At 63.1% G+C, this 25,940-nt stretch carries 24 protein-coding genes and 1 pseudogene; 1 reads left to right on the top strand and 24 read right to left on the bottom strand.

Going from position 1 to position 25,940, the window contains the following annotated elements:
- Positions 1 to 169: 169 nt before the first annotated feature.
- From rpsO to rimP, 8 genes and pseudogenes are all read right to left on the bottom strand, one after another.
- Positions 170 to 544: a 30S ribosomal protein S15 gene (gene rpsO / locus M727_RS0104690; protein WP_274609416.1), complete on the bottom strand. Its 375-nt coding sequence runs from the start codon at positions 542 to 544 to the stop codon at positions 170 to 172.
- A gap of 77 nt (positions 545 to 621) precedes the next feature.
- Positions 622 to 1,715 (bottom strand): annotated as a pseudogene (gene corA / locus M727_RS43960) (magnesium/cobalt transporter CorA).
- Between the two features lie 43 nt (positions 1,716 to 1,758).
- Complete coding sequence (gene truB / locus M727_RS0104680) at positions 1,759 to 2,721, bottom strand: tRNA pseudouridine(55) synthase TruB (RefSeq protein WP_027151693.1); 963 nt, start codon at positions 2,719 to 2,721, stop codon at positions 1,759 to 1,761.
- The gene (gene rbfA, locus M727_RS0104675) at positions 2,721 to 3,158 is read right to left on the bottom strand and encodes a 30S ribosome-binding factor RbfA (protein WP_027151692.1); all 438 of its coding nucleotides are present in this window, start codon (positions 3,156 to 3,158) and stop codon (positions 2,721 to 2,723) included. Before rbfA ends, truB begins: the two co-directional genes overlap by 1 nt.
- Positions 3,159 to 3,390: 232 nt before the next feature.
- Positions 3,391 to 5,958, bottom strand: coding sequence for a translation initiation factor IF-2 (gene infB, locus M727_RS0104670; RefSeq protein WP_027151691.1), 2,568 nt, complete (start codon positions 5,956 to 5,958; stop codon positions 3,391 to 3,393).
- Entirely contained in the window at positions 5,955 to 6,605 is a 651-nt protein-coding gene (locus M727_RS0104665) for an RNA-binding protein (RefSeq protein WP_027151690.1), read from the bottom strand. The genes infB and M727_RS0104665 overlap by 4 nt, the downstream gene beginning before the upstream one ends.
- 38 nt (positions 6,606 to 6,643) lie before the next feature.
- The gene (gene nusA / locus M727_RS0104660) at positions 6,644 to 8,239 is read right to left on the bottom strand and encodes a transcription termination factor NusA (protein WP_023802116.1); all 1,596 of its coding nucleotides are present in this window, start codon (positions 8,237 to 8,239) and stop codon (positions 6,644 to 6,646) included.
- A gap of 48 nt (positions 8,240 to 8,287) precedes the next feature.
- Positions 8,288 to 8,932 carry a ribosome maturation factor RimP gene (rimP, locus tag M727_RS0104655; RefSeq protein WP_027151689.1) on the bottom strand — a complete coding sequence of 215 codons (645 nt, stop codon included), beginning with the start codon at positions 8,930 to 8,932 and terminating at the stop codon, positions 8,288 to 8,290.
- 320 nt (positions 8,933 to 9,252) lie between these two features.
- On the opposite strand from rimP, the gene M727_RS39685 reads away from it, so the two are divergent.
- Positions 9,253 to 9,417, top strand: coding sequence for a hypothetical protein (locus M727_RS39685; RefSeq protein WP_077377234.1), 165 nt, complete (start codon positions 9,253 to 9,255; stop codon positions 9,415 to 9,417).
- Positions 9,418 to 9,492: 75 nt separating this feature from the next.
- Here the strand turns inward: M727_RS39685 and trmB are convergent, their stop codons facing one another.
- From trmB to M727_RS0104560, 16 genes are all read right to left on the bottom strand, one after another.
- Positions 9,493 to 10,194 (bottom strand): tRNA (guanosine(46)-N7)-methyltransferase TrmB, encoded by a 702-nt coding sequence (gene trmB / locus M727_RS0104640; RefSeq protein WP_027151687.1) that lies wholly within the window; start codon positions 10,192 to 10,194, stop codon positions 9,493 to 9,495.
- A 26-nt stretch (positions 10,195 to 10,220) separates the two neighbouring features.
- Positions 10,221 to 11,510 carry a methionine adenosyltransferase gene (gene metK / locus M727_RS0104635; protein ID WP_023802112.1) on the bottom strand — a complete coding sequence of 430 codons (1,290 nt, stop codon included), beginning with the start codon at positions 11,508 to 11,510 and terminating at the stop codon, positions 10,221 to 10,223.
- A 351-nt stretch (positions 11,511 to 11,861) separates the two neighbouring features.
- Positions 11,862 to 12,281: a helix-turn-helix transcriptional regulator gene (locus tag M727_RS0104625; protein WP_023802110.1), complete on the bottom strand. Its 420-nt coding sequence runs from the start codon at positions 12,279 to 12,281 to the stop codon at positions 11,862 to 11,864.
- A 140-nt stretch (positions 12,282 to 12,421) separates the two neighbouring features.
- The gene (gene lnt, locus M727_RS0104620; RefSeq protein WP_027151686.1) at positions 12,422 to 14,014 is read right to left on the bottom strand and encodes an apolipoprotein N-acyltransferase; all 1,593 of its coding nucleotides are present in this window, start codon (positions 14,012 to 14,014) and stop codon (positions 12,422 to 12,424) included.
- A gap of 180 nt (positions 14,015 to 14,194) precedes the next feature.
- Positions 14,195 to 15,019 (bottom strand): alpha/beta hydrolase, encoded by an 825-nt coding sequence (locus M727_RS0104615; RefSeq protein WP_027151685.1) that lies wholly within the window; start codon positions 15,017 to 15,019, stop codon positions 14,195 to 14,197.
- 86 nt (positions 15,020 to 15,105) lie between these two features.
- Positions 15,106 to 15,612, bottom strand: coding sequence for a VOC family protein (locus M727_RS0104610; protein ID WP_245268445.1), 507 nt, complete (start codon positions 15,610 to 15,612; stop codon positions 15,106 to 15,108).
- On the bottom strand, positions 15,609 to 16,682 hold the full coding sequence (locus M727_RS0104605) for a hemolysin family protein (protein ID WP_023802107.1): 1,074 nt from the start codon (positions 16,680 to 16,682) through the stop codon (positions 15,609 to 15,611). The genes M727_RS0104610 and M727_RS0104605 overlap by 4 nt, the downstream gene beginning before the upstream one ends.
- Before the next feature lie 27 nt (positions 16,683 to 16,709).
- Entirely contained in the window at positions 16,710 to 17,216 is a 507-nt protein-coding gene (gene ybeY / locus M727_RS0104600; protein ID WP_027151683.1) for an rRNA maturation RNase YbeY, read from the bottom strand.
- A 12-nt stretch (positions 17,217 to 17,228) separates the two neighbouring features.
- Positions 17,229 to 18,278, bottom strand: coding sequence for a PhoH family protein (locus tag M727_RS0104595; protein WP_036261435.1), 1,050 nt, complete (start codon positions 18,276 to 18,278; stop codon positions 17,229 to 17,231).
- A gap of 26 nt (positions 18,279 to 18,304) precedes the next feature.
- Complete coding sequence (gene miaB / locus M727_RS0104590; RefSeq protein ID WP_036261432.1) at positions 18,305 to 19,726, bottom strand: tRNA (N6-isopentenyl adenosine(37)-C2)-methylthiotransferase MiaB; 1,422 nt, start codon at positions 19,724 to 19,726, stop codon at positions 18,305 to 18,307.
- A gap of 99 nt (positions 19,727 to 19,825) precedes the next feature.
- Entirely contained in the window at positions 19,826 to 20,626 is an 801-nt protein-coding gene (locus M727_RS0104585) for a 1-acyl-sn-glycerol-3-phosphate acyltransferase (protein WP_027151680.1), read from the bottom strand.
- A gap of 143 nt (positions 20,627 to 20,769) precedes the next feature.
- Positions 20,770 to 21,264 (bottom strand): ribosomal protein S18-alanine N-acetyltransferase, encoded by a 495-nt coding sequence (gene rimI / locus M727_RS0104580; RefSeq protein ID WP_027151679.1) that lies wholly within the window; start codon positions 21,262 to 21,264, stop codon positions 20,770 to 20,772.
- Positions 21,264 to 21,953, bottom strand: a complete 690-nt coding sequence (gene tsaB, locus M727_RS0104575; RefSeq protein ID WP_027151678.1) for a tRNA (adenosine(37)-N6)-threonylcarbamoyltransferase complex dimerization subunit type 1 TsaB — start codon at positions 21,951 to 21,953, stop codon at positions 21,264 to 21,266. The genes rimI and tsaB overlap by 1 nt, the downstream gene beginning before the upstream one ends.
- A gap of 181 nt (positions 21,954 to 22,134) precedes the next feature.
- Positions 22,135 to 23,241: a DUF1513 domain-containing protein gene (locus M727_RS0104570; RefSeq protein ID WP_027151677.1), complete on the bottom strand. Its 1,107-nt coding sequence runs from the start codon at positions 23,239 to 23,241 to the stop codon at positions 22,135 to 22,137.
- A 2-nt stretch (positions 23,242 to 23,243) separates the two neighbouring features.
- A complete protein-coding gene (locus M727_RS0104565) occupies positions 23,244 to 24,323 on the bottom strand; it encodes an imelysin family protein (RefSeq protein ID WP_027151676.1) in 1,080 nt (359 codons plus the stop codon).
- Positions 24,323 to 25,930 carry a di-heme oxidoredictase family protein gene (locus M727_RS0104560; RefSeq protein WP_027151675.1) on the bottom strand — a complete coding sequence of 536 codons (1,608 nt, stop codon included), beginning with the start codon at positions 25,928 to 25,930 and terminating at the stop codon, positions 24,323 to 24,325. The genes M727_RS0104565 and M727_RS0104560 overlap by 1 nt, the downstream gene beginning before the upstream one ends.
- Positions 25,931 to 25,940: the final 10 nt, after the last annotated feature.

The raw sequence follows: 25,940 nt of genomic DNA, 5'->3' as shown, positions 1-25,940 counted from the left end.
CATGACCCGAAAACCGCGGCTCTCGGAAATGCCTTGCGCAAATTCAAAGTTTCAGAGCGTCCCATGTGCGCGTCCAAATCGAAGCGCGGCGCTCTACTCCTTCATTGGAGCAATGGACTGCTCCAATGCGCGACCGGCGGGCTCTCGAAAGAACCCGCCGGTCAATTCGTCAACGGCGCAGACCGAGCTTCTCGATCAGCGTCTGATAGCGCGCGTCGTCCTTGCGCTTGAGATAATCAAGCAGGCTGCGGCGCTGGGAGACGAGAGCGAGCAGACCACGGCGGGAATGGTTATCCTTCTTGTGGTCCTTGAAATGGTCGGTCAGGTTCTTGATGCGCTCGGAAAGGATGGCCACCTGGACTTCCGGAGACCCGGTATCGCCCTTGGCGGTTGCGAATTCACCCATCAATTCCTTCTTGCGCTCGGCAGTAATCGACATCGTGTTTTTCCTTATCTGTTTGAGGAAACGGGACGCCCTCGGCCGGGATGTCGTCCAGCAGGGGCCGGTACAAGCAACGTGGCATTGCACGATGCTGCGGCGCATATAGTGCAATTCAGGCAAAAACACCAGCCCAATTCACAAGCCGGCTTTTTGCTGCACAAACGAAGTTTTCGCCTCGGCTAAAGCCACTTCTTCCATCTGAAGAAGGCGACAAGACCGAGCGCGACAACGGCCATGAACACCAGCGCTGCCGGATAGCCGTATTGGGCCTTCAGCTCCGGCATGTTCCATGGCGAGGCTTCGGGATCGAAGTTCATGCCCCACACGCCAGCGAGAAAGGTGAGCGGGATGAAGATCACCGAGACGATCGTCCAGATAGCTGATGACGTCGCTGGTGCGCTGACTCAGCGACAGATGCATCTCGATCAGACCGGTCAGCATGTCGCGCTGGGTTTCGACCAGTTCGATGAGCCGAAGCGAGTGATCGAGCGTGTCGTTCAGGAAGATCTTGGTCTCGGGCTTGACGTAGGGCACGTCGTTGCGGATCAGCGTCGCCAGCGCGTCGCGCATCGGCCAAAGCACCCCCTTCAGCACGTTGGCGTCGCGCCGCAACTCGTGAAGCCGCCGCATCTGGTGCTTGTCCGCCGCGCGCAGCATCTGGTCTTCGATGCTGTCGACCAAGTCGCCGGCAGTCTCGATCGGCGGGAAATAACTGTCGACAATGGCGTCGATCAGCGCATAGGCGAGATAGTCGGCGCCGCGTGAGCGCAGCCGGTTGGGCATCGAGCTTTCGATGCGCTTGCGCACGGGATCGAACGGATCGCCTTCGCGCTCCTGGAAGGTGACGACGAAGTTCCTGCCGAAGAAGACCGCGATCTGCTCGTAGCGATGCGCGGTGACGTCGTCGATCATCCTGACGACGACGAAGGCATGGTCTTCGAAGAAATCCACCTTCGGCCGCTGGCCGGTGTTGACGACGTCTTCCAGCGCCAGCGGATGCAGGCTGAAAATCCGGCCGATCTCCTCGATCAGCGGGATGTTGGCGAGGCCGGTGCAGTCGAGCCAGATGACCGGCCAAGCGTTGCAATGAGCATTCAGGTCGTCGATGCTGGCATTTCTCGATTGTCTCGAATTTGTCGGGCGACATCAGTGTCAGTCGCAGTTCGCTGCGCCGCGCCGCAGGGTCGGCGATCAGTGTGCCCGGTGATGCGCCGATCGGCGGCCGCCGTGCTGTCACCGGCGCCCGCTTCCTGATCGTCTCGGCCTTTGCCATGTGCCCCTCGAATGTGCCTCTGATCCAGATTAGACGAGGGGGCTCAGCCGGCAAAGACCCGCTTCGGCTTGAACATGCCTTGCTCGATGGCGCCGATGGCGACCAGCTTGCCGCGCGCCGTGGCGCAGGCTTCCTCGGCTTCCACCGGCGCGTCGCGGCCACGGATGATGACCGGGTTGCCAAGGCGGATTTTTGTTGCCGCGTCGTCGCTGATTGCGATCTGCGGCAGGCAGTCGAGCGCGGCTGACGTGTCGACCAGAAACGCGTCGATGGCATTGAAATCGACCGGCACCGTGTCCGCTGAATCCGAACCTTCATCGGGCTGTTCGCCGAAGCGGGCGGCTTCCAGCTCGGCGATGGTGACGAAGTCTTCCTGCGTGAACGGCTCGACCTCGATCCGGCGCAGTTCGGCGATGTGACCGAAACAGCCGAGATCGCGGCCCATATCGCGGGCCAGCGAGCGGACATAGGTGCCCTTGCCGCATTCGACCTCGAAAATGGTGCTGTCAGCACTGTGCTCGATCAGGTCGAGGCGGCCGATCTCGACTTCCCGCGCCGGAATGTCAACCGTCGCGCCGTCGCGGGCAAGATCATAGGCGCGCTCGCCTGCGATCTTGATGGCCGAAAATTGCGGCGGCGTCTGCATGATGACGCCGGTGTATTTCGGCATCAGCAAAAGCACATCGGCTTCAGCCGGACGCTGGTCGGAGCTTTTCGTCACCGGCCCTTCGAGGTCATCAGTCGAACGCTCCTCACCCCAGGCAACCGTGAAGCGGTAGACCTTGGCGCCATCCTGGACATAGGGGACGGTCTTGGTCGCTTCGCCGAGCGCGATCGGCAGCATGCCGGAAGCGAGCGGGTCGAGCGTGCCGGCATGGCCGGCCTTTTCCGCCTGGAACAGCCATTTGATCTTGGAGACGGCTTCGGTCGAACCCATGCCGACGGGTTTATCCAGCACCAGCCAGCCGGAGATCGGCCGACCCTTCTTCTTGCCGCGACGCGCCACTATTTTTCGTCCTTGTCGTTGTCTTTGTTCTGGTCGCCGATCTGGGCGTCTGGGCCGAGATCGCGCGCCACTTCGGGCGAGTGCAACAATTCGTTGATCTTCTGGAAATTGTCGTAGCTGGTGTCGAGCCGGAAGCGGAATTCCGGCATGTACTTCATCTGCCGGAGCGCGCCGGAAACGCGGCCGCGCACGAATTTCGCATGCTTGTTGAGCGCCTCGACCACCGCATCGGCATCACTGGCGCCAAGCGGCGAGACGAAGGCGGTGGCGACCTTCAGATCGGGCGACATGCGCACCTCCGAGACCGAAACCACCGAATTCTCGATCAATGGATCGAGGATCTCGCCACGCTGCAAGGTTTCCGACAGCGCATGACGCACCTGCTCGCCGACGCGAAGCATGCGCTGGGATGGACCTGACGTGGTTGAACGGGGCATTTTTCTCTATCCTGAAATCGTGAGGCACGGGATGGGACCGCGCCGCATGTCTCATATGCTTTAGAGCCCGATCCATCCCGATAAAGAATCGGAATGGATCAGGCTCTATCTTTTTCTTTGACCATGATCTTCTCCGAAAACCGGATACCACTTTTCGGGATCATGGTTTAGGCGGCAGCCTTTCGACCACCGCCCGGTCCCAGTAGATGCTCGAACTCAAGTTGCTCGAAACTCAGAGCGTCCTGGTCACCATCTCGACGCGGAAGCACTCGATGACGTCGCCGACGCGCATGTCTTCGTAGTTCTGGAAGGCCATGCCGCATTCCTGGCCACCCGGAACCTCCGCAACTTCGTCCTTGAAGCGCTTCAGCGTCTTCAGCGTGCCTTCGTGGATGACGACGTTGTCGCGGATCAGGCGAACGCCCGCACCGCGCTCGACCTTGCCTTCGCTGACACGGCAGCCGGCGATCTTGCCGACCTTGGTGATGTCGAAGATCTCGAGGATCTCGGCATTGCCGATGAAGGTCTCGCGACGCTCCGGCGACAGCAGGCCGGACAGCGCCGCCTTCACGTCATCCACGAGGTTGTAGATGATCGAGTAGTAGCGGATCTCGATGCCTGCAGCCGCGGCCGCCGCCCGCGCCTGCACATTGGCGCGAACGTTGAAGCCGATGATTGCGGCGCCCGAGGTTTCCGCCAGCGAGACATCGCTTTCGGTGATGCCGCCGGCGCCCGCATGAACGATGCGCGCACGCACCTCGTCGGTGCCGAGCTTGTCCAGCGCCGCGCTGATCGCCTCGATCGAGCCCTGAACGTCGCCCTTGATAACCAGCGGGAATTCCTTCAGCCCGCTCGTCTGCAGTTGCGACATCATCTGTTCGAGCGAACCACGCTGGCCGGCATGTTTGGCCACCGCCTTCTCACGCGCCAGACGCTGGCGATATTCGGTGATCTCGCGGGCGCGGGCCTCGTTGTTGACGACGGCGAAGCGGTCGCCGGCCTGCGGGGTTCCCTGCAGACCGAGCACTTCCACCGGCATAGCCGGCGGCGCTTCCTTGATCTGCCCGCCGCGGTCGTTGACCAGCGCGCGCACCCGGCCCCATTCGTTGCCGGCAACGAGGATGTCGCCAGGCATCAGCGTGCCGGTCTGGACCAGCACCGTGGCGACGGGGCCGCGGCCCTTGTCGAGCTGGGCTTCGATGACGACGCCTTCGGCGGTGCGGTCCGGATTGGCTTTCAGGTCGAGGATTTCGGCCTGCAGCAGGATCGCTTCGAGCAGCTTGTCGAGATTGGTGCCCTTGGTCGCCGACACTTCGACGTCCAGCACCTCGCCGCCCATCGATTCGACGAAGACTTCGTGGCGCAGCAGTTCCGAGCGCACCTTTTGCGGGTCGGCGTCATGCTTGTCGATCTTGTTGATCGCCACAATGATCGGAACGCCGGCCGCCTTGGCATGGCTGATCGATTCGATCGTCTGCGGCATCACGCTGTCGTCGGCCGCCACTACCAGGATGGCGATGTCGGTCGCCTGAGCGCCACGGGCGCGCATCGCCGTGAAGGCGGCGTGGCCGGGCGTGTCGATGAAGGTGACCTTGTGACCGTTCTTCTCGACCTGATAGGCGCCGATATGCTGGGTGATGCCGCCGGCTTCGCCGGATACGACATTGGCATTGCGGATGGCGTCGAGAAGCGACGTCTTGCCGTGGTCGACATGGCCCATGATGGTCACCACCGGCGGACGCGGCTCGAGATCTTCGGGGCGATCGGCGATGTTGAAGAGGCCTTCCTCGATGTCGGACTCGGCGACGCGGCGAACCGTGTGGCCGAATTCGGTAGCGACCAGCTCGGCCGTGTCGGCGTCGATGACGTCGCCCGGCTTCAGGATCTGGCCCTGTTTCATGAAGAACTTGACCACATCGACGGCGCGCTCGGACATGCGCTGCGCCAGTTCCTGGATGGTGATGGTTTCGGGCAGTATCACTTCGCGCATGACTTTCTCGCGCGGTTCGTTATGCAGCGCGCGCTTGAATTTCTCCTGGCGCCGACGCATCGACGACAGCGAACGCGCCCGCGCATCCTCATCGGAAAGTGCGGCATTCAGCGTCAGCTTGCCGCGGCGGCGATCTTCCTCGCCCTTGGTCGGCTTGGCCGGACGCGCCACTTCCGGCGTGACCGGACGGCGCACCGGGGCGCCGGCGCCGGTCCGCTTCGGCTTGATGTCCTCGTCGTCGGCTGTCGCCAGTTCGGCGGCCAGCGGCGCGCGGCGGCGCGCCTCTTCCTCGGCACGCCGGCGGGACTCGGCCTCGGCCTGCAGCCGGGCTTCTTCCTCGGCTTGGCGGCGCGCGGATTCCTCGCGCTCGCGACGGCGGCGCTCTTCATCCTCGGCGCGGCGCTTGGCCTCGTCGATGGCGCGCTGGCGATCCTCGACGTCGCGCACCTTCGAACCCTCAAGGGCCCGGCGGCGCGCCTCCATTTCATCGCGCGACAATTGGTTCAGCACCATGCCGCCGCGTTCGACCGGCGGCGGAGGCGGCGGCGCCTTGGGCGCTTCCTGCACAACCGGCGCTGCCGCGACCGGTGGCTTCGGCGTGAAGACGGACACAGGGGCAGCAGTCGGCTCCGGCTTGTCACCGGGCAGCGAGAACTTGCGCTTCTTGGTCTCGACCACGACCGCCTTGGTGCGGCCATGCGAGAAGCTCTGGCGCACGGTGCCCTGTTCCGTACCTGGGCGCTTCAGCGTCAAAGTCTTCTTCGGCGTAACACTCAACGTCTTGTCGTCGCCCGATTTCGTATCGCTCATTCCATATCCTCTGCGGCATCATCTTCGTCAGCAACGGCCGCAAGCATTGCCAGATCGTCCGGGGAACCGCCCCGATACCGGTCGAGCGCAACCATGCGCTTCTGGACCGCCCTGCCCGCGTCTCCCGCGAGAACGGCAGCATGTATCACATTTGTACCCCCCAATGCCAAGCTCAACTCGGCCTCGGAGAAAAGTTTGTAGGCAAGGATGGCGGGGCCACCGAGGTGGACGGTTGCCCGTCGCGCCTGGCTGATCTTGCGGACGCCGTCATCTGACGCCTCGGTCGCATGCAACACGAAAAGCGCCAGCCCGCCACGCACCGCGCTCTCAACCTTGGTGGCGCCGAGCGCGATCGCGCCTGCCTTGCGGGCAAGACCGAGCATGCCCAGAGCGTATCTGGAAAGCAGCCCGTCGACCATGTCGCCGAGATCGGTCGGCACGGTCACCTGCGCCTTGAAGGCGCGAGCGAACAGGTTTTTCGCTGTCGCCTTGTCGATATGTAGGCGGTCGGCAGTCACCCAGCAACCGCGTCCGGGCAGGTTTTTCTTGATATCCGGAACGACGGCCGAATCCGGGCCGACGACGAAACGGATCAGTTCATCCGGTTCGGCCTGTTTGCGCGTGACGATGCAAGTGCGATCGTTCATCTCGTCCAAGGGCGGCTTGTGTGCGATGCGGTTTCACCTCACGCACCAACGGCTTCGTCAGCCGGCACGTCTTCGGCTGCAAGCTCGTCTTCGGTGATCCAGCCGGCCTTGAGGCGAGCAGCCAGAACCATCTGTTCAGCATCGGCCCGCGACACGCCGTGATTGGCGAGCACGCCCGGGAATACCTTCGTCTCGCCGTCCTTGCGTTCCTTCCAGCCGGTCAGATCATCGGCTGCATAGCCGGCGAAATCCTCGATCGTCTTCACGCCGTCCTCGCCGAGCGTCACCATCATGGCGGTTGTCACGCCTGGAATCTCACGCAGCTCGTCCTTGACGCCGAGCGCCTTGCGCTTCTCGTCATGCTCGGCTTCGATCTTCTCCAGATATTCGCGGGCGCGAGCCTGGATTTCCGAGGCGGTGTCCTCGTCGAAGCCGTCGATCGACGCGATCTCGTCGGCATCGACATAGGCGACTTCCTCGACGCTGGTGAAGCCTTCGGAGGCGAGCACCTGGCCGACCATCTCGTCGACGTTGAGCGCATCCATGAACAGAGCCGAGCGTTCGACGAACTCCTTCTGGCGGCGCTCGCTCTCTTCCTGCTCGGTCAGGATGTCGATATCCCAGCCGGTGAGCTGCGAGGCGAGCCGGACGTTCTGGCCGCGGCGGCCGATGGCCAGCGACAGCTGGTCGTCCGGCACCACGACCTCGATGCGTTCGGCGTCCTCGTCGAGCACGACCTTGGCGACTTCCGCCGGCTGCAGCGCGTTGACGATGAAGGAAGCGGCCGAAGGCGACCACGGAATGATGTCGATCTTCTCGCCCTGCAATTCGCCCACCACCGCCTGAACGCGGCTGCCGCGCATGCCGACGCAGGCGCCAACCGGATCGATGGAACTGTCACGCGAGATGACGGCGATCTTGGCGCGCGAACCTGGATCGCGGGCGACCGACTTAATCTCGATGATGCCGTCGTAGATTTCCGGCACTTCCATGGTGAACAGCTTCGCCATGAACTGCGGATGGGTGCGCGACAGGAATATCTGCGGACCGCGCTGCTCGCGGCGCACGTCATAGACATAGGCGCGGACGCGATCGCCATATTTGTAATTTTCGCGCGGGATCAGCTCGTCGCGACGGATTATCGCCTCACCGCGGCCGAGATCGACGATGACGTTGCCGTATTCGACGCGTTTGACAGTACCGTTGACGATCTCGCCGATACGGTCCTTGTACTCGTCGTACTGGCGATCACGCTCGGCCTCGCGCACCTTCTGCACGATGACCTGCTTGGCCGACTGGGCGGCGATGCGGCCGAAATCCATCGGCGGCAGCTGTTCGGCAATGAAGTCGCCGAGCTGGGCGTCGGGATTGCGCTCACGCGCCGAGGATATGGCGATCTGCGTCGCATAGTCGTCGACCTTCTCGACCACTTCCATCAGCCGCTGCAGCTTCATCTCGCCGGTATTCGGATTGATGTCGGCACGGATGTTGGTTTCCTGGCCATAGCGCGAGCGCGCCGCCTTCTGGATCGCATCGGCCATGGCGGCGATGACGATCGACTTGTCGATCGACTTCTCACGCGCGACCGCATCGGCGATCTGCAGCAGTTCAAGCCTGTTGGCGCTTACAACCATCTCTTTTCTCCCGAGCTTGTTGCCGAGGCTTTGCGCCCGGCAGCCCAATCACATTTCCTGTTCGGTTTCATCTTCTACGCCCGCTTCCACGCTCTCTGGCGCGTCTTCGGGCTCGCCGCGGCGCTTCTTGGCTTCCTTGCGCGCCCTGTTGTCCTTCGACAGTGCGTCGCGGATAAGGTCGTCGGTCAGGATCAGCCGTGCCTCGGCAATCGCATCGTAGGGCACACGCACCGTCGGCTGTTCGCCATAGGCCGCCTTGTCGCGCTCGATCAGCACGCCGTCCGCGTCGCTCTCGGCGATCTTGCCCTTGAAGCGCTTGCGGTCGGCGACGAGGACCGAGGTTTCCATCTTCACCAGATGACCCGTCCAGGTCGCGAAATCCGACTTGCGGACCAGCGGCCGGTCGATTCCCGGCGACGACACTTCGAGATGATACGCCTTTTCGATCGGATCATCGACATCAAGCGCCGGCGACACTGCCCGGCTGACCTCTTCGCAATCCTCGACGGTCATGGTGCCGTCCTCGCGTTCGGCCATGATCTGCAGCGTCAGCCCGTTCTGGCCCGTCAGATGCACCCTGACAAGGCGGAAGCCAATGGCACGCAGAACCGGCTGCACGATCAGCGCGATGCGCGCATCGATGCCGCTTTCGCGGATGATGCGGTCGTCGCTGTCGGGTACCGTTGCCGTCATTCTATTCCTGTCGCTTCGTCGGCGGTCGGAAGGTAACAAAAAAGAGCGGGACCGGGTGGACCCACTCTTCGCCATACCGACCAAGAATTTGAGCCTGATATAGACCATCGCAGCCGTCGTTTCAAGTCCGCATGCGGTCCGTGTCGTAAGCAGCTGCGTTGTCCGCATACAGGGTGGGCGAAACTGTCGGGGGCGGCAGCGTTGCACAGGGCGCATAGCGGCCATGCGCCAACGTCCCTGTGATATCAGGCAGTACGCGCCTATCTATGTTGCGCTGCACAAAATCAATCACGCATTGCAGCAGGCGAAAGGGCATAATCATGACCAACCGCAAGGTTTTCTCGGCCATCGGCGATTTCTTCACCGTCTTCGGCAGCGCCGTCGCCGCTTCGCACGCCGTCGAAGCCGGCCGCAAGCCGCGCGCGCACGATCTGCGCAATCTCGGCATGGATCCGGCCGCCTTCAACAAGATCGGCCGCTTCTAAGTCTGGCGACGCAGGGACGAGGACATCTCTGGTCCTCGTCGACGGCAAAGTGCGCTAGGCGCGCTTTGAATAGGACTATCTTCGGACGAAGGTGAGGTAGGCTGGCCGACGGCCTTCGCGAACGGCCTTCGCCTCGTAGCGCGTACCCGGCCAACCCTCGTAGGGCCGCTGCCAGTCGGCTGCCTCTTCAGCCTGCCACGCAAACGCTTCATGTGCCCGGCAGTGCAGCAGCGTCCAGTTCACATAGCTATCGATATCGGACGCAAAGCGGAATGTTCCGCCTGACTTCAGCACGCGCGCGAAACGGTCGAGATTGACCGGACTGACGAAGCGGCGCTTCCAGTGTTTCTTCTTCGGCCAGGGATCGGGATAGAGAAGGTCGATGCCGTCGAGCGAGGCTTGCGGGAGCCAGTCGAGCAGGCGCGTGGCGTCGTCGTCATAGACCCGAAGATTGGCAAGCGGCCGTTGCCTGACCGCCATCATCATCTTGGCCATGCCGTTGACGAAAGGCTCGACGCCGACAAAACCGGTCTCAGGAGCCGCCGTCGCCCGATGCAGCAGGTGCTCGCCGCCACCAAAACCAATTTCGACATGAATGGCGCGGACATCAGCTTCGAACAGGCTGCGCAAGTCGGCCGGCGGTCCGGCCGTCAGATCAAGCCGGTAGGTGCTGAAACCGCTTTCCAGTGCCGCTGCCTGCTGCGGACGCATGGCCTTGCCGCGCCGGCGACCGAAAAATGCTTCGGTCGCACGGCTTGGCCGGTCTTTCGGATCCATGTCTTCCGGATCTATGGACGCCGCGGCTAGGCCGCGACTGCTTCGGCAGGCGCTTCGGCGAGTGCGTCCTTGAGAGCCTTGGCGAGGTCGGTCTTTTCCCAGGAGAAGGACCCGTCGCGGCCGGCCTTGCGGCCGAAATGACCATAAGACGACGTCTTGGCATAAATCGGCTTGTTGAGATCGAGATGGCGGCGGATGCCGGACGGCGACAGATCCATCACGGTGCGCAGCGCCTGCTCGAGCTTTGCCTCATCGACCCTGCCGGTGCCGTGCAGGTCGACATAGACCGACAGCGGCTGGGCCACGCCAATGGCATAGGAAAGCTGGATGGTGCAGCGATCGGCGAGCTTCGCCGCCACCACGTTCTTGGCGAGGTAGCGGGCCGCATAGGCCGCGGAACGGTCGACCTTGGTGGTGTCCTTGCCGGAAAAAGCTCCGCCGCCATGAGGCGCAGCACCGCCGTAAGTGTCGACGATGATCTTGCGCCCGGTCAGGCCGGCGTCGCCGTCGGGCCCGCCGATGACGAACTTGCCTGTTGGGTTGATGTACCAGTTGCAGCTGTCGGCGATCTTAAGGTCGCCCAGCGCCTCGCGAATATAGGGTTCGACGACGTTGCGGACCTTCTTCGAATCCCAGCTGGCGTCGAGATGCTGGGTGGACAGCACGATCTGAGTCACTTCCGCCGCCTTGCCGTCGATATAGCGGACGGTGACCTGGCTCTTGGCGTCCGGCCCGAGCCGGCCGGCATCGCCGTTGCCTTCATGGCGCGCGGCGGCCAGCAGTTCGAGGATCTTGTGGCTGTAGTAGATCGGCGCTGGCATCAGATCCGGGGTCTCGCGGCAGGCATAGCCGAACATGATGCCTTGGTCGCCGGCCCCTTCCTCGCCTTGCCGGTCGGAGGCATTGTCGACGCCCTGGCCGATATCCGGCGACTGGCCATGCAGCAGAACCTCGATCTTTGCCGTCTTCCAGTGGAAACCGGCCTGTTCATAGCCGATTTCGCGGATCGCCTTGCGGGCGGCCGACTTGAACTTGGCCGGATTGACGAGCGGATGACCGGCGGCATCCATCAGGATGTTGCCGGCCTTGTCCTTCTTGAGCAGGGTCTCGGGGACGCGCACCTCGCCGGCGATGACGACGCGATTCGTGGTCGCCAGCGTTTCGCAGGCGACGCGGACCTTCCAGGGGTCCATGCCGGTCTTTCTGGCCTCGCGATAGACCAGATCGACGATCTCGTCGGAGATACGATCGCAGACCTTGTCGGGATGACCCTCGGCAACGGATTCCGAGGTGAATAGATAGTTTTGCCGCGTCACGGGTGTCCCCTCTTGAAAAATCATCGGCACGCTGCCGATTGGCGCGCCACGTGTTAGCTGTGCCGAGCAGCGCTCGTCAAGCGGTGGGTGCCATTATCTTGTACCACTTTGACCGCCGGCAGGATGCCGCCAGCCTGCCTGGCTCCAGCACGTGCTTTAGCTTCAACACGTTGATGAGAAAGACTTTAAGCATGGCTGTCGAGCAAAATCGATCCGCTCTCCGGCATGCCTGCGGGATGTAAATTCCACGATGCGCGAGATCGCAAGAAATTTGCATGCCCGCAATGACGGCTTCGCTATCTTCGACTTTTCAACGGCTGCCAATCAATCGACCCAGACCAATCTGCGTAATCAATCGACTGCGTCAGAGGAAAGGGCCTTCACAAGCTCGATAACCTTGCGGCGTATCTTCACGTCGGTGATCTTGACGAAGGCCCGGTTGAGTTGAAGACCTTCAGGACTGCCGCAGAATTCGACGGCAGAAGCCATTGATGCATCCTCGGCAAATCCGCGGTTGCCCACGGCCTCTTGGCCCGGCGCGTCCTCGAAAAAGAAAGCGACAGGCACACCCAGTATCGAGGCGATTGCCTGCAAACGGCTGGCGCCAACGCGATTGGTACCCTTTTCGTATTTCTGTATCTGCTGAAACGTTATACCGAGGTTCTCGCCCAGCTTTTCCTGGCTCATTCCCAACATATTGCGACGAAGCCTGATGCGACTTCCGACATGGATGTCGATAGGATTCGGCTTCTTCTTGTTTTCTTCTGCCATTTTTTCCTCGCCGAATTTTTCCGGCTTTTTGTGTTTTTTCTGCCCAAAACGAAGCCGGCGGCCAGTGCCCCAACAGAACCGACGTGCTGACTTCGAGAAATTTCAGGCGGTTACAGTATGAGTTTCTAATGTGTCGACTGTCAATTCGCCCGTAGCCGTTGCCTTACATTCATTGTCAAAGCGGCGAGAGCGAACAGCAACATGATCATCAGTCCATTAATGCGTCTTTGGCTGGAAGAAACGATGGCTTGATTGGAAATCGGCACGTGGACATCGATGGCTCCGCGGGCGTCGATTGCCAGCGCATCGAGGATGCGTCCGCGCGGATCGACGACAGCGGAAATGCCGTTATTGGCTGCACGCAACAATGGCACCCCGTTCTCCACCGCACGAATCTGCGCCTGCCTGAAATGCTGGTACGGACCCGGCGTGTCACCGAACCACGCGTCGTTCGTGACATTCACAATAAGCTCAGCTGACGTTGCGTCAACCGCCACCAGATCGGGAAAGATGACTTCGTAGCAAATGAACGGAAGCACGCGGATGCCGCCGGGCAACGCGATCGGGTGCCGCTCATTGCCCGCCGCGTAGGTTGTCGGCCCGGCGACGAGTTGTTTGAGCCCCAAGCGGCCAAGCAGGTCGGCAAAAGGCAGATATTCGCCAAAGGGCACCAGATGAACCTTGTCGACTGCATCGGCGATTTGACCCTTGTCGTCGATTGCCACCACCGAATTGTAGTACCGCCTGTCGGCATCTTCCGCCGACCCGCCTTCCTCCCGGACGACGCCGGCGATCAGCGTCTGGCCGTCGCCAAGCATCTCTCCCAGCGCGGTCAGCGCATCGGGACGTTCGGCGAAAAAAAACGGCACAGAGGTTTCCGGCCACAGGATCAATTGCGGCTTGGCATGACCATTCTCTGGCGCCTTGGCCGAAAGCCCCATCAGTGTAGCGAAGATCCGGTCGGGCACTGAAGGGTCCCACTTTTCGCTGAGGTCGACGGCCGGCTGCACGATGCGGACGTCGATTGCGCGGGTTGCCGGTTCGACCTTGGCAGCAAGCCTGACATAGCCGAAGCCGACATGGGCCGCGACGAGAACGGCAGCCAGTGCACCCCCCAGGCGGACATGCCGGCGCGCCGCAAGCAGGGCCGGCAAGGCAAAGACGAAGACCGCCAGCGCGTTGATGCCAACCATGCCGGTCACCGACACGCTCTGCATAAGCAAGGGCACCGGCATCGCCGCGTAGCCGACGGCATTCCAGGGAAAGCCGGTGAACAGAAAGTCGCGCAGCCATTCCGCCAGGCCGAAGCCGAAGGCAAGGGCGGCGATGCGGCCGATGTCGTTGCTCCACAGCAGCCGGGCAACCGCTGTCGCGAAGCCATAGAAAAAGGCGAGCGCCAGCGGAATTCCGACCACTGCGAAGGGAAGCGCCCAGGCGAAACTGTCGGCCTCGATCAGCAGTGCTGAGCCGATCCACCACAATCCGGCGAGAAAATAGCCGAAGCCGAACCACCAGCCGACGGCGAAGGCCGGCCGCAAATGCCGGAACCAGCCATCGGAGGCTTCGCCGGTTGCGCCGTCGAGGAGCCAGACCAGCAGCGGAAACGAAACGAAACAGACGGCGAAGAAATCGTAAGGCGCCTGGGCAAGAACCGCCAGCGCACCGGCAAGAAACGCCACAAGCGCGCGGCGCCAGCCCCACAGCAGAATTATCCGGCCGGCCAGGCGCTTCATCGATGCTTCCGAGTCGTGCGAATCACGGCAGAAGATTTATCAGGCCGCAGTCCACGCTCCAAACGGCTATGCTTCAGCCAGCCTGCCGGATTAGGTCTGCTGGATAGGTGGGGCGACTGACGCCGGCAAGATAAGTGTCGCATGTGAATTGTCGCGCAGACCGCACGTGCCGGTGTATCACTATAATGCGCGTGATAGAAATGCGTTCAGCCGCTCCAGCACGAGATCCGGGGCTTCGAGCTGAGGCAAGTGACCGACGCCAGGTAATGTTTCGAACGATGCCTGCGGGATCAGCGCATGAAGCGCTTGGCCTCGCTCCAGCGGGATCCATGGATCGTCCTTGCCCCAAATTATCTTTACCGGACACCTGATATCACCGAACAGCGGCTCGACTTCGGCGGTATATTTTTCGTCGGCTTGCGCGAATTGCCGATAGAAGCTTCCTCGTCCCTCCTCGGCAAGCCACGGCTCGACAAGTTTCTCGAAATCTCCGGGCGCGATGTCATTTACGATCGCCCCCTTGATGTATGCTTCCACGATCGCTCTGTGGATATGCGGCGGCAGGCCCAGAAAGGCATCCACATGGCGACCGACATGATCGAAGAACTCCGATCCCCAAGGGCGCATGGCAACGACATTCATCAGGACATACCGCTCGAAGTCGCAGCCATGCAGCAAATGCGCCCGTAGCGTCGTCGCTCCGCCGAAATCATGGGCAACAACGGTGGGCTGCTCAAGGTCCCAATGCGCGAGCATCTCGGCGAATACTTCTCCTTGCACATCGAGTGAGGTGCGCTGCTCCGCCCCTTTGTCGGATCGCCCGTATCCGGGCATATCGTACCAGTGGACACGATACCGCCTTGCAAGATCTGGAATAATCCGATGCCATGAGAACGAAGACCACGGCCAGCCGTGAGCCAGCACAAGCGCGGGTCCACTACCAAATTGACCCGCTGCCACAGCGCCCGCGGATGTTTCCACGGTCTCATCGAGTTTCCACGGCATCAGACATTCTCCTAGTACTCAGGACAGCGTCCGAATTGGTTCGCAAACCATGTAGTTCGAGACCGCTTCCCACCCATTGCTGAAATTCAGCCCGAGGATTCTAGTCGGTGCCAGCCTTCAATCTGCAGATCGCCCAGCCTTTCAGCCTCCTCGCGTGGAACAAAGCGTGCGGTCTGGGAAAATGTCCAGACGTGACCTTCAGGATCGCGCGCCCTGTCCTGCCGTTCACCGTAAAACTGGTCAGCCGGCTCCTGGACGATCTTGGCTCCCGCCGCCCTTGCACGATCGCAGTGGGAATCTAGGCCGTCCTTGAGGCGCACATAAACCGACTGCGTGTTCTTGCCGGCGACCGACGCGGGACTGGCTACATGGTCGGCCCATTCGGAATCGACGATCATATAGCCGTCACCGAACCGCATTTCGGAATGGACGAGCCTGTCATCAGCGTCGCTGACCACCATGCTCGGCTCGAAGCCGAAAGCCTTTTCAAGCCAGATCAAGGCGGCGCGCGGATTCCTGTAGAATATGCCGGAGCCCAAGGTTGAGCGCTTGAACGGATCGTCGACCGTCATCGGGCGAGCGGCGTCTTTCAAGCCTGCTCGGCGCGGACGGCGCGCCGCCGGCGCTCGCTTTTCTGGGTCTCCACGATGCGCACACGCTTGACGCGGCGTGGATCGGCGTCGAGCACATGGAATTCGAAGCCGGGGATGGCCTGCACCACTTCGCCGCGTGCAGGGACCCGGCCAAGCGTGTTGAAGATCATGCCGCCGATCGTGTCGACATATTCGCCATGCTCGCCGGCGGCAAAATCCTCGCCGATCATCTTGGCGACATCGTCGATCTCGGCCTTGCCGTCGACGACGAACACGCCCTCGCCGGTCTGGGTGATCATCGGCTCGTCCTCGTCGTGCTCGTCCTCGATGTCGCCGACCACCATCTCGACGATATCCTCGAGCGAGACCAGACCATCGGTGCCGCCATATTCGTCGATGACCAGCGCCATCTGGGTGCGCATCGCCTGCATGCGCCCCATCAGGTCGGAGGCGAGCATCGACGGCGGCACGAAAAGCACCGGGCGGATCAGGGTCAGGTCGCCGATGGTGCGCGTGAGATCGACCTTGGCGAGATCGAGAAGCGTGGCAGGGGCGGCTTTCCTGGTCGTCCTGCTCTTTCTGACGCGGGCCAGCTTGGTGATGTGAGCGAGCACGTCGCGGATGTGGACCATGCCGCGCGGGTCATCGAGCGTCTCCGAATAGACTGGCATGCGGGAATGGCCGGACTGCTCGAACAGTCCCAGAAGATCGCCCAGGTTCGTCGTGATCTCGACCGCCTCGATGTCGGCGCGCGGCACCATGACATCCTCGACGCGAACCTCGCGCAGGCGCAGAATGTTGTTGAGCATGGCCCGTTCGCCGGGCGAAAAGGCGCCGGCATCGCTCGCCGTTTCGGCAAGCGCGTCGGCGATCTCCTCGCGCAGGCTGGTGCCGTTGCGCTGCCTGAACAGGCCGAGCACGCGATCGAACAGGGAAGGACCGGCAGGCGATGGCTCGCTGGCGAAGCTGCCGGTCGTGGTACTCGGACTAGAGTCCTCTTCCGTCTGTTCGGATGGCTTGGTCGCACTGCCGGCATCTGGGTGGGCGGCAGTCTCTGGTTTGTCGTTCATCGTCGTCCGGTCATTTGATCTTTTTAGTTACGCGTAGGGATCGGGAATGGCAAGCCTTGCAAGTGCTGCGCGTTCGACGGCTTCCATTTCTTCGGCCTCGGCGTCGGTCTCGTGATCGTAGCCCAGCAAATGCAGCAGGCCATGGATGACGAGATGGGTGATATGGTTGTCGACAGGCTTGTCTTCCAGTGCGGCTTCCCGCTCGACCGTCTCGGCGGCCAGCACAATGTCGCCGAGCATGGGCGGCAGCGGACGGCCCTTGGCGAGCGGAAAAGCCGGGAAAGACAGGACGTTGGTCGGTTTGTCCTTGCCGCGCCATCCCGCATTGAGACTGCGGATGTGGGCATCGTCAGAAAAAACGATGCTGAGCTCGGAACGGCCAGCCGCGCCGGTTTCGGCAAACGCGGCGGCAACGGCGCGATCGACCAGCCGCGTCAGCGCGGCCTCATCGGGCCAGTCGCCCGCTTCGACTGCTATATCGATGTCGACGGGGACCGGAAGATCCCCGCCTACAGATTTTTTGTCCTCAGCCATAAGGCTGCATCTTCAGCCTTCGGCGCCCAGGCCCCGGGCCAGCTTGCCGTCGCGGTCGTAGGCCTTGACGATCTCGGCGACCAGCGGATGCCTGACGACGTCGCCTTCGTTGAAGCGCACCGTCACCATGCCGGTGACGCCGTCGAGGATCCTAAGCGCCTCGACCAGACCGGATTTGGTGTTTTGCGGCAGGTCGATCTGGGTCGGATCGCCGGTGACGATCATGCGCGAATTCTCGCCGAGACGGGTCAGGAACATCTTCATCTGCATCGGCGTGGCGTTCTGCGCCTCGTCGAGGATGACGGCGGAGTGCGCCAGGGTGCGGCCGCGCATGAAAGCCAGCGGCGCGATCTCGATCACCTCGGCGGCAATCGCCCGCTCGACCTTGTCGGCCGGCATCATCTCGTAAAGCGCGTCATAGAGAGGCCGCAGATAGGGATCGACCTTCTCCTTCATGTCACCGGGCAGAAAGCCGAGCCGCTCGCCGGCCTCCACGGCCGGCCGCGACAGCACGATACGCTCGACCATGCCACGTTCGAGCAGCATCGCCGCATGCGCCACCGCCAGAAAGGTTTTTCCCGTGCCAGCCGGGCCGATGCCGAAGACGAGTTCGGACCGCTCCAGCGCGCGCATATAGGCGTCCTGGTTGAGCGAGCGGGCATAGATCGTCTTCTTGCGCGTCGATATCTGGGCGGCTGACACCTTGCCCTTGCGCTCCAGCGTCGGCAGCGTCAGCTGGTCGTCGGCAGCGATCGCCATCCGCACGGCGCCGTCGACGTCCGACTGGCCGATATCAGCGCCTTTCTGGAGAATGCCGTAGAGATTATCCAGGGCGCGGCGCGCCTGCTCGGCGGCCGAGGCGGAGCCCTTGATGGTCAGCTGGTTGCCGCGCGAGCGGATATCGACGCCAAGCTTCTGCTCGAGCCTGGCCAGATTCTCGTCGAACTGGCCATAAAGGGCGCTGGCAAGCTTATTGTTGTCGAAAGTCAGAACGATGTGCGCCATATCCGAAGCCCCCGATGGTAGGTTCTGGGGCAGGTTCTTCACTTCCGCAGCGCTCAACCGTCTCTCCTCATCTGCCGAGACCTTCAGGCCAATTCGGCGAACAGGCTGTTGTAACCCGTCTTCGTGATTCGTACCTGGATAATCTCACCGATTTCGCCGGACTTTTCATCAACAATAACCGGCTGCAGCCACGGTGAGCGGCCGACCTTCTGGCCAGCCTGGCGGCCCGGCTTCTCGATCAGCGTGTCGATGGTGCTGCCGACCAGGCTGGCGCCGAACTCCTGCTGCTGGGTCAGCAACAGCGCCTGCAGTCGCTGCAGGCGCTCGTCCTTGACCGCTTCCGGCACATGATCGGCCATTTCCGCGCCCGGCGTGCCGGGGCGCGGCGAATATTTGAACGAGAAGGCCGAGGCATAGTTCACCTGGTGGACAAGGTCCATCGTCGCCTCGAAATCCGCATCCGTCTCGCCGGGAAAGCCGACAATGAAGTCGCCCGAAAGCGCGATATCGCTCCGTGCGGCGCGGATCCGGTCGAGCAGCGTCAAATAATCTTTTGCCGTATGCCTGCGGTTCATCGCCTTGAGGATGCGGTCGGAGCCGGATTGCACAGGCAAATGCAGATAGGGCATCAGCGCCGGCAAGTCACGGTGAGCGGCGATCAATTCGTCGTCCATGTCGCGCGGGTGGCTGGTGGTGTAGCGCAACCGCGCCAGCCCGGGAATCTCGGCCAGCCGGAACAGCAGGCGGCCAAGACCCCATTCCTCGGTCTTGCCCCCTTTGGCTTCGCCTTCGCCGTGCCAGGCATTGACGTTCTGTCCAAGCAGCGTCACCTCGCGCACGCCGGCTTGCGCCAGCCGCTCGGCCTCGGCGACGATCTGCGCCACCGGCCGCGACACTTCCGAGCCTCTGGTATAGGGCACCACGCAGAAGGTGCAGAACTTGTCGCAGCCTTCCTGCACCGTCAGGAACGCGGTGACGCCGCGCCTGATGATCTCGGCGCGCTTCGGCTGCGGCAGATGCTCGAACTTGTCTTCGATGGCGTAGTCCGTCTCGACGATCTTTTCGCCGCCGCGCACCCGTGCCAGCACGTCGGGCAGCCGATGATAGGTCTGCGGGCCGATCACCAGATCGACGGCCGGCGAGCGGCGGATGATCTCGGAGCCCTCGGCCTGCGCCACGCAGCCGGCGACGCCGACCAGCATCTCGCGGCCGGCCCGAGCCCGTTCGGCCTTCATCTCACGAATGCGGCCGAGTTCGGAATAGACCTTTTCGGCGGCTTTCTCGCGGATATGGCAGGTGTTGAGCAGCACCAGATCGGCCTCGCCGATCGCATCCGTCGCAGTATAGCCGTCGGCGGCCAGCGCGTCGGTCATGCGCTGCGAATCGTAGACGTTCATCTGGCAGCCATAGGTCTTGACGAAGACCTTCCGGCTCGCGGCAGGCGGCGCGACCGCAGTTTCGGTCGCAGTATCGATGTCGTCCCGTTCGATCGTGTTCAATTCCATCTGGCGGCTTCTAACGCCTTTCCCCGACAAAAAACAGACGATTCTGCCTTACAGCGCCGCGCCTCCTTTGGACGCGCAAAGCGCTGGAGCTTTTCCGGCTTACCGGCTCGGGCGCGGATCGGCGAATGCCGCCTGCACCATATCACGCACCTGACTTTCCATCAGCCTGGCCGTTTCCTTGCGGCTGGAGCCCTTGGAGAAGGCGACCGGCTCGCCGAAATGCACTTCGACATCGAGCCCGCCCTCCGCCATCAGCACCTTGAGATGCGGCATCAAATCCTCGTCGCCGATCCAGGCGGCAATCGGCCGGTGCCTGCGGCCGAGCGGCACGCCGTGCAGGCGCGTATAGACGATCGCCACCGGCTGGATGAAGACCGTTTCGGCCGCCCCTTCCGAAATCGCCATCGAGGCGGCGCCGAACAGCGTGCTCTTGAACGGCAAGATCATGTTGCCGTCGCTGGTCGAACCTTCGGCAAACAGCACCATGGCGTCGCCCTTGGCCATGCGGCTGGCGATCTCACTCGCCTGGTCGCCCGACGAACGTTTGCGCTCGCGCTCGATGAAAACGGTGCGCTGCAGCTTCGACAACATGCCGATCAACGGCCAGCCGGCCATGTCGGCCCTGGCGATGAACGTCACGTCGGCCATCGACCCCAGCACCATGATGTCGGTCCATGAAACGTGGTTCGACGCAACCAGTAACGGGCGCTGATTGGACAAGGTCCCCTTGACGTGGATGCGCATGCCGAGCGCCCGGATGATGAGCCGGTGCCAGATCTTCAGGATGAACGTCTCGCGCCACAGGCCGGTCTTCATCGACAGGATCTGCAACGGCACGAGGATCAACGAGCCTGCGACAACGAGGCCCAGCGCCAGGAAAATCCTGATTTTTCCGATCATTCGCTCTTGGCCCTGTCCCGAGTTCTGGCTAGAGCGACGCGTCCAACTGGACGTCCAAGCACGCTTTAGCGCTTTTTAATCTGCGCATCTCAACCTGCGCATCGTGCTTTCCGAGAATCGGTTCCGATTTGCGGGCCGATGCGCTAGCGAAGATCGCGGCGCATGACAAGCGCTCCGGTCGGGCCGTGCTCGGGCGATCTGTAGTAGTTGGCACGTTTGCCGACCTCGCGGAATCCCAGCCGCCGATAGAGCGCGATCGCGGCGACGTTGGTCTCGTCGACCTCGAGGAAAAGCGCCTCGGCGCGTTGCGCATGCAGTTCGCGCAGCACCGCATCCATCAGTTGCCAGCCAAGGCCCTGGCGGCGATGGGAGCGCGCCACCGCGACAGTCAGGACCTCGCCTTCGCCGGCCGCCAGGCGCGCCAGCACGAAACCGACCGGCGGCTTGGCACCCTGGCCGGCCTCGCGCGCGGCATAGCCGAACACCGTGTCCTGCTCGATCAGCGCGGCGAATTCGTCATCACTCCACGGCCGGACGAAATCCTCGCGATGCAGCACCGACAGGGCCGCACTGTCGGCGACCGTCAGCGGCTCGAGCGCAAAGTCCCTGCGGCGCGGCTGGAGGAAAGGAATGCGCATCAGTTTTTCTTCCCGGCTTTCTTCCTGGACAGGATAAACCCGGCCTGCGGCTTGGCGTCAGCTCCGCGCAGATAAAGCGGTTTCGGCTTTTCGCCTTCACCCTTGGTAGCGGCCAGCCGGGCATAGATTGCGATATCCGCAGTGGCGCTTGTCGGGCCGACGTCGAAGGCGCGCCCGGCCGATGCAGCAATTTGCGTGGCCGCGGTGCCGGCCAGAACCGGAAACCCGTCAACCGCCATGGCGGCGGCTTGCGAAAGCGTGGCCACCGCGGGACCATAAATCAAAACGGATGCTTCGTCGTAAAGCGCTGCATGGATCTCCTCGCGGCCGGCGTCGAGCGCGGCCAGCACGGCGCGGCCGGGAAATGTCTCTTTCGCCTGCGCCGCCAGCGCTTCCAGCGTCGTCACCCCGATTGCCGGGATTTTCAGCGCCAGCGCCAGGCCCCGCGCCGCCGAGACGCCGACGCGCAGGCCGGTGAAGGAGCCCGGGCCGGTGGAGACAGCGATGGCGCCAAGGCCGGCATAGTCGGCGCCGCCGGTCGTCAACGCCTCTTCGATCACAGCCATCAGATGTTCGGCATGGCCCTTGCCGAGATCGAGCACCGAGCGGCCGAGTTCCTTCCCGGCCGCCGCGTCGTAGACACAGGCGGCGCAGAGATTGGCGGCACAATCGATGGCAAGCAACTTCATGAGGCGGCCGGTTGGGAGCACCCGCTTGGGGCACAGGGGGTTGGAAAGACAATTTCCCTGTGCCTGCCATGGCTCGTCCCTGCAAGGGGATAATGCATAAATCGTTTGGCGGCTTCGCTTCGACCTCGCCCAAAAAGAGGTAGCTTTCAGCGACCACAACCGTCAATGAACCAGTGCCGCACTATGCGGCCTGGTCGATGCGCAGCATGTGATTGTCCCAGACATAGTCCGGCTCGGACCGTGTCGCGCCGCCGGCTTGGGCTATTTGCCCCGTGCCGGTCGTCGCCATGAAGCTCGCCCCGTCGGGCGCCACGCCGCAGACCTCGGCCAGTGCGCTGGTGGCGACGATCCGGCCGCTGGCCGCATCGATGATGGCAAGCGAGTTGCCTTCCGGCGAGGACACCGCGACGGTGCCGGCAGCGGGGTTGGCGGCGACCGAGCCGATGTAGTTCCTGAAGCCGGACAGCACGTCCTGCGGCATGTCGAGCAGTTGCAGATCCTTGCCGCGTGCGGCGCGGCCGACCAGCAGCGGACGATCGCTGCCCGGCCCCCTGTACTGGCAGCCGAACCAGACCGCGCCGGATTTGTCGGTATCCATGTGCCGGATCGAAAGCTGGTGCAGCGCCGGCGGCAATTCGTGCTTTTCGACAAGGTCGCCGGTAAGGCGGTCGACCAGCATATAGGATGGCTTCATCGTCGCGATGTTGAGCTCGGCGCGGCCATAATCCGGGTGCGTCTCGATGCCGCCATTGGCGACGGCAATCGTCCTGCCGTCGCCGAGCAGCAGAAGCTCGTGCGGACCCATGCCATAGGTCGGGAACTCGCCAACGCGCTTGAATTTCGCACGCGTGTCATAGACGCCGACCACGCCGGCGGCATTGTCGAAATCGTTCTCGGTGGCGTAGAGCAGCGCACCGTCGGTCGAAAACACGCCGTGGCCGAAGAAATGCCGACCACTGATGCTGGCAATGGTCAGCGGCTCGTCGCGGCCGGTATGGTCGAACACAACCGCGAAAGTGCCGGGCTGCCTGGCAAAGACCACCGAGCGCTTCGACAGCGGATCGAATGTGACGTCGTGACCGCGGGCGGGCAGGTCGATGGCATGCAGCACCTTGCCGGCCTCGGACAGGATCGCCGCGCCATAGCTGCCGTCGCGCTTGACGAACGCGGTGGCGAAGACGGCGTCCGTGCTAAGCGTCTTCGCCCATGCCGATGGCGCCATCGCGGCAACAAAGCCTGCCCCGGCAGCCCTCAGGAAGTCGCGGCGGTCGATAAGCGACGTCTTCAGAATCAGTCTCCGTCGAGCGACGAGAAGCCGGCGGTCAGGCCAAATTCGGCGGTTAGCCTGGTGCCGATGAGGGTCGACAGGCTGGATGTCACCAGCGAGAAGTGGTCGAGCTTCTGGCGCAGCGCCGGATCGGCAAGCGCCTTGTCGATCGGGCCTCTGATGGCGGTGGCGTCGGCGGCGCCGTTGACGAGCTGGATGTGGATCGATTCCGCCATCCAGCGCGCATCGGGCGACAGCGCGTCGCCAAGCTGCGAAGCCTGGAACAGAGCGTCCATGCCCGAAAGATTTCCGGTCAGCGAACGCGCGGTGTTTTGTGAACGCCAGTAGATCGCCTGTTTCGGCTTGTCGGCCTGCGGGCTACTGCCCAGAAAACCTTTCAGGCGCACGTCACGGACCATCTCCAGTTCGTTGATGAAGACGCCGACCAATTCGGTCACCGCTTCCGTGCCGTCGCGGTAGAGTGCGTTTTGCGGCCCCGGATTGGCCCAAAGTGCTGCAAAGCCGTCGGGCTTGTTCCAGGCGTCGCTGACCTCGGCGGCGATCGTTTCGATGTTGCCGGCGACGGCCGCGCCGTAAGCGCAGCGATAGGGATCGTCCCTGCCGGCGAGCCGCTCGGCGCCGTCGCCGTAAAGCACGAATTCCAGCGCGCCGAGCCCTTGCATGGCAACGCTCTTTTTCGCCAGCTGGGCCGGATCGGCGGCGGTCCGGTCTTTACTGGCCAACGCCGCCTGCACCTGCCTCAGGCCGATGCTCTTGCGGTCCGGCCAAAACAGCATGCGTTCCAGCCGGTTGTTCTGCGTGATCGGTCCGATGCGGATGATCTCGACGACCGACCAGGCATCAACGGTGCCGGAGAATTCGGAACGCGCCGCATCGAGATGGTACTGCGAAGGCGCGTCGCACAGCGTCCGCACCGCCTTGCTCAGGCTGTCGGCATGGTCTTGCAGGCGCGCATAGGCGGGGCGGACAAAGCCGTCGATTGCTCGCTGGATCACGTCGGAAGCCTTCACCGCTGCGGACGCCGGCAATGCGCCGGCGAGGACCAGCGGGAGAACCAGGACAAACGCCAGACGCTTCGACATCACAACGACTCCAGGAATTTGACCAATGCGGCGCGATCGGGCGCGGCGGCGGCGGCAAAGCGGTCGCGCGCCTTCTGCCCCTCGCCGCCATGCCAAAGGATCGCCTCGGTCAGCGTGCGCGCCCGCCCGTCGTGCAGGAAGAAGTTGTTGCCGTTGACGGTCTGGGTAAGACCGATGCCCCACAGCGGCGGCGTGCGCCATTCGCTCCCGCTGGCATCGCCCACCGCTTGCCCGTCGGCGAGGCCCGGCCCCATGTCGTGCAGCAGAAAATCGGAATAGGGCCAGATCAGCTGGAAGGCCTGCGCCTTGTTGGGCGTGCCGCGGCGGGTGACGAATTTCGGCGTATGGCAGGAAATGCAGCCCATGTCGTAGAACAGCTTCTTGCCGGCCAGCACATCGGGCTTGTCGAGATCGCGCCGCGCCGGCACGGCGAGGTTTTGAGAATAGAAGGTGACCAGGTCCATAACCGGCGGCGGCGCCTCGACCGGGCCGAGGCGCTCCTGCACGCCGTTGGCCATGGCAAGGCAGTTCTTTTCGGCCGCGGTGCAATCGCCCCAGTGGTTCGGCACTTCCGGCGTCGAAATGCCGATGTCGCCGGCAAATGCGTCCGCCGCCTGCTGGCGGATCGAAGGGGTCTGCGCCTTCCAGCCAAAGCGGCCGAGCGTCGGCTCGCCGCTGTGGCCGTCGCGCACGATGTTGGGCTTGCCGGAGATGCCGTCACTGTTGCGATCGTCCGGATCGGCACTGGCGAGAATGTCGGCCGGCGCGATTTGCTCGACCAGGCCGAGGCCGATCATCGGCGGCGTCAAGCGCGGCGAAAGCGTGGTGTGCGGATCGAGCGGCCCGTTGGCAAGATCATCGACCGAATAGCTCGGCTTGCGCAGCCAAACCACGGTGCCGTCCGGCAGCCTGACTTTTTGCTCCTGATAGACGACACGCATCCTGCCCTCGCCGCGAAGGCCCGGAACGGCCAGTTCCTGCAATTGCGAGCCGTAGACCGGATCGGGGAAGTTGAGCACCTTGCGGGCGGCCAGCGCTGCTTTCTCCCCCTCGGTGCTCGCCTGCCGCGCCAGCCGCAGGAACATCGAGGTGGTGCCGCTGTCGGCTTCCGGCGGATGACCGCGACCGTCCTTCAGATGGCAATTCTGGCACGCCCGCTCGTTGAACAGCGGACCAAGCCCGTCCGATGCCTGCGTCGATGAGGGCGACGACACCCAGTTCTTCCGGAAAAGAGCATTGCCGAGCTTGAAGGTGCCTTGTTCCTCGAAAGTGAAATTGGCGGAAGATTGCGAGAAAGCGTCCTTGTTAGCGCCTTTCCGCGACGTGCCGGCGCCGCCCTGCATCGGCTCGAACTGCTCGGGCTTGGAAAAATCCCCGGTCGGCCTGGTGATGGCAATGACGCGCGCCAGATCCTTCGGCGTCAGATCGGCACGGCTGGTGGCGAGACCCGCCGGTTCGGGCGCGCCGGCCAGCGCCGAGGCGGTCAGCGCGACCACCACGGCAGGCGAAAGCCGGCGAAGCCAGCCGTATCGCGGGTTGTGCTGGGACGGCAGGCCGCAATCCTCGGCCCGCCGCAAGCGGCGAAAGAAACCTAAGCCGCGCCGCATTCCCGCATGT

Origin of the sequence: Mesorhizobium sp. WSM2561 (assembly GCF_000513915.1) — a bacterium.
GTDB lineage: Bacteria > Pseudomonadota > Alphaproteobacteria > Rhizobiales > Rhizobiaceae > Mesorhizobium > Mesorhizobium muleiense.
Note: the sequence above shows the minus strand (reverse complement) of the source record. Positions and strands in the feature narration are given on the sequence as shown.

Excerpts from the sequence above, each read along its gene's own strand:
- rpsO (WP_274609416.1), bottom strand. The coding sequence starts at position 544 with ATGCGCCGCAGCATCGTGCAATGCCACGTTGCTTGTACCGGCCCCTGC.
- rbfA (WP_027151692.1), bottom strand. The coding sequence starts at position 3,158 with ATGCCCCGTTCAACCACGTCAGGTCCATCCCAGCGCATGCTTCGCGTC.
- infB (WP_027151691.1), bottom strand. The coding sequence starts at position 5,958 with ATGAGCGATACGAAATCGGGCGACGACAAGACGTTGAGTGTTACGCCG.
- M727_RS0104665 (WP_027151690.1), bottom strand. The coding sequence starts at position 6,605 with ATGAACGATCGCACTTGCATCGTCACGCGCAAACAGGCCGAACCGGAT.
- nusA (WP_023802116.1), bottom strand. The coding sequence starts at position 8,239 with ATGGTTGTAAGCGCCAACAGGCTTGAACTGCTGCAGATCGCCGATGCG.
- rimP (WP_027151689.1), bottom strand. The coding sequence starts at position 8,932 with ATGACGGCAACGGTACCCGACAGCGACGACCGCATCATCCGCGAAAGC.
- M727_RS39685 (WP_077377234.1), top strand. The coding sequence starts at position 9,253 with ATGACCAACCGCAAGGTTTTCTCGGCCATCGGCGATTTCTTCACCGTC.
- trmB (WP_027151687.1), bottom strand. The coding sequence starts at position 10,194 with ATGGATCCGAAAGACCGGCCAAGCCGTGCGACCGAAGCATTTTTCGGT.
- M727_RS0104625 (WP_023802110.1), bottom strand. The coding sequence starts at position 12,281 with ATGGCAGAAGAAAACAAGAAGAAGCCGAATCCTATCGACATCCATGTC.
- lnt (WP_027151686.1), bottom strand. The coding sequence starts at position 14,014 with ATGAAGCGCCTGGCCGGCCGGATAATTCTGCTGTGGGGCTGGCGCCGC.
- M727_RS0104615 (WP_027151685.1), bottom strand. The coding sequence starts at position 15,019 with ATGCCGTGGAAACTCGATGAGACCGTGGAAACATCCGCGGGCGCTGTG.
- M727_RS0104605 (WP_023802107.1), bottom strand. The coding sequence starts at position 16,682 with ATGAACGACAAACCAGAGACTGCCGCCCACCCAGATGCCGGCAGTGCG.
- ybeY (WP_027151683.1), bottom strand. The coding sequence starts at position 17,216 with ATGGCTGAGGACAAAAAATCTGTAGGCGGGGATCTTCCGGTCCCCGTC.
- miaB (WP_036261432.1), bottom strand. The coding sequence starts at position 19,726 with ATGGAATTGAACACGATCGAACGGGACGACATCGATACTGCGACCGAA.
- M727_RS0104585 (WP_027151680.1), bottom strand. The coding sequence starts at position 20,626 with ATGATCGGAAAAATCAGGATTTTCCTGGCGCTGGGCCTCGTTGTCGCA.
- rimI (WP_027151679.1), bottom strand. The coding sequence starts at position 21,264 with ATGCGCATTCCTTTCCTCCAGCCGCGCCGCAGGGACTTTGCGCTCGAG.
- tsaB (WP_027151678.1), bottom strand. The coding sequence starts at position 21,953 with ATGAAGTTGCTTGCCATCGATTGTGCCGCCAATCTCTGCGCCGCCTGT.
- M727_RS0104565 (WP_027151676.1), bottom strand. The coding sequence starts at position 24,323 with ATGTCGAAGCGTCTGGCGTTTGTCCTGGTTCTCCCGCTGGTCCTCGCC.
- M727_RS0104560 (WP_027151675.1), bottom strand. The coding sequence starts at position 25,930 with ATGCGGCGCGGCTTAGGTTTCTTTCGCCGCTTGCGGCGGGCCGAGGAT.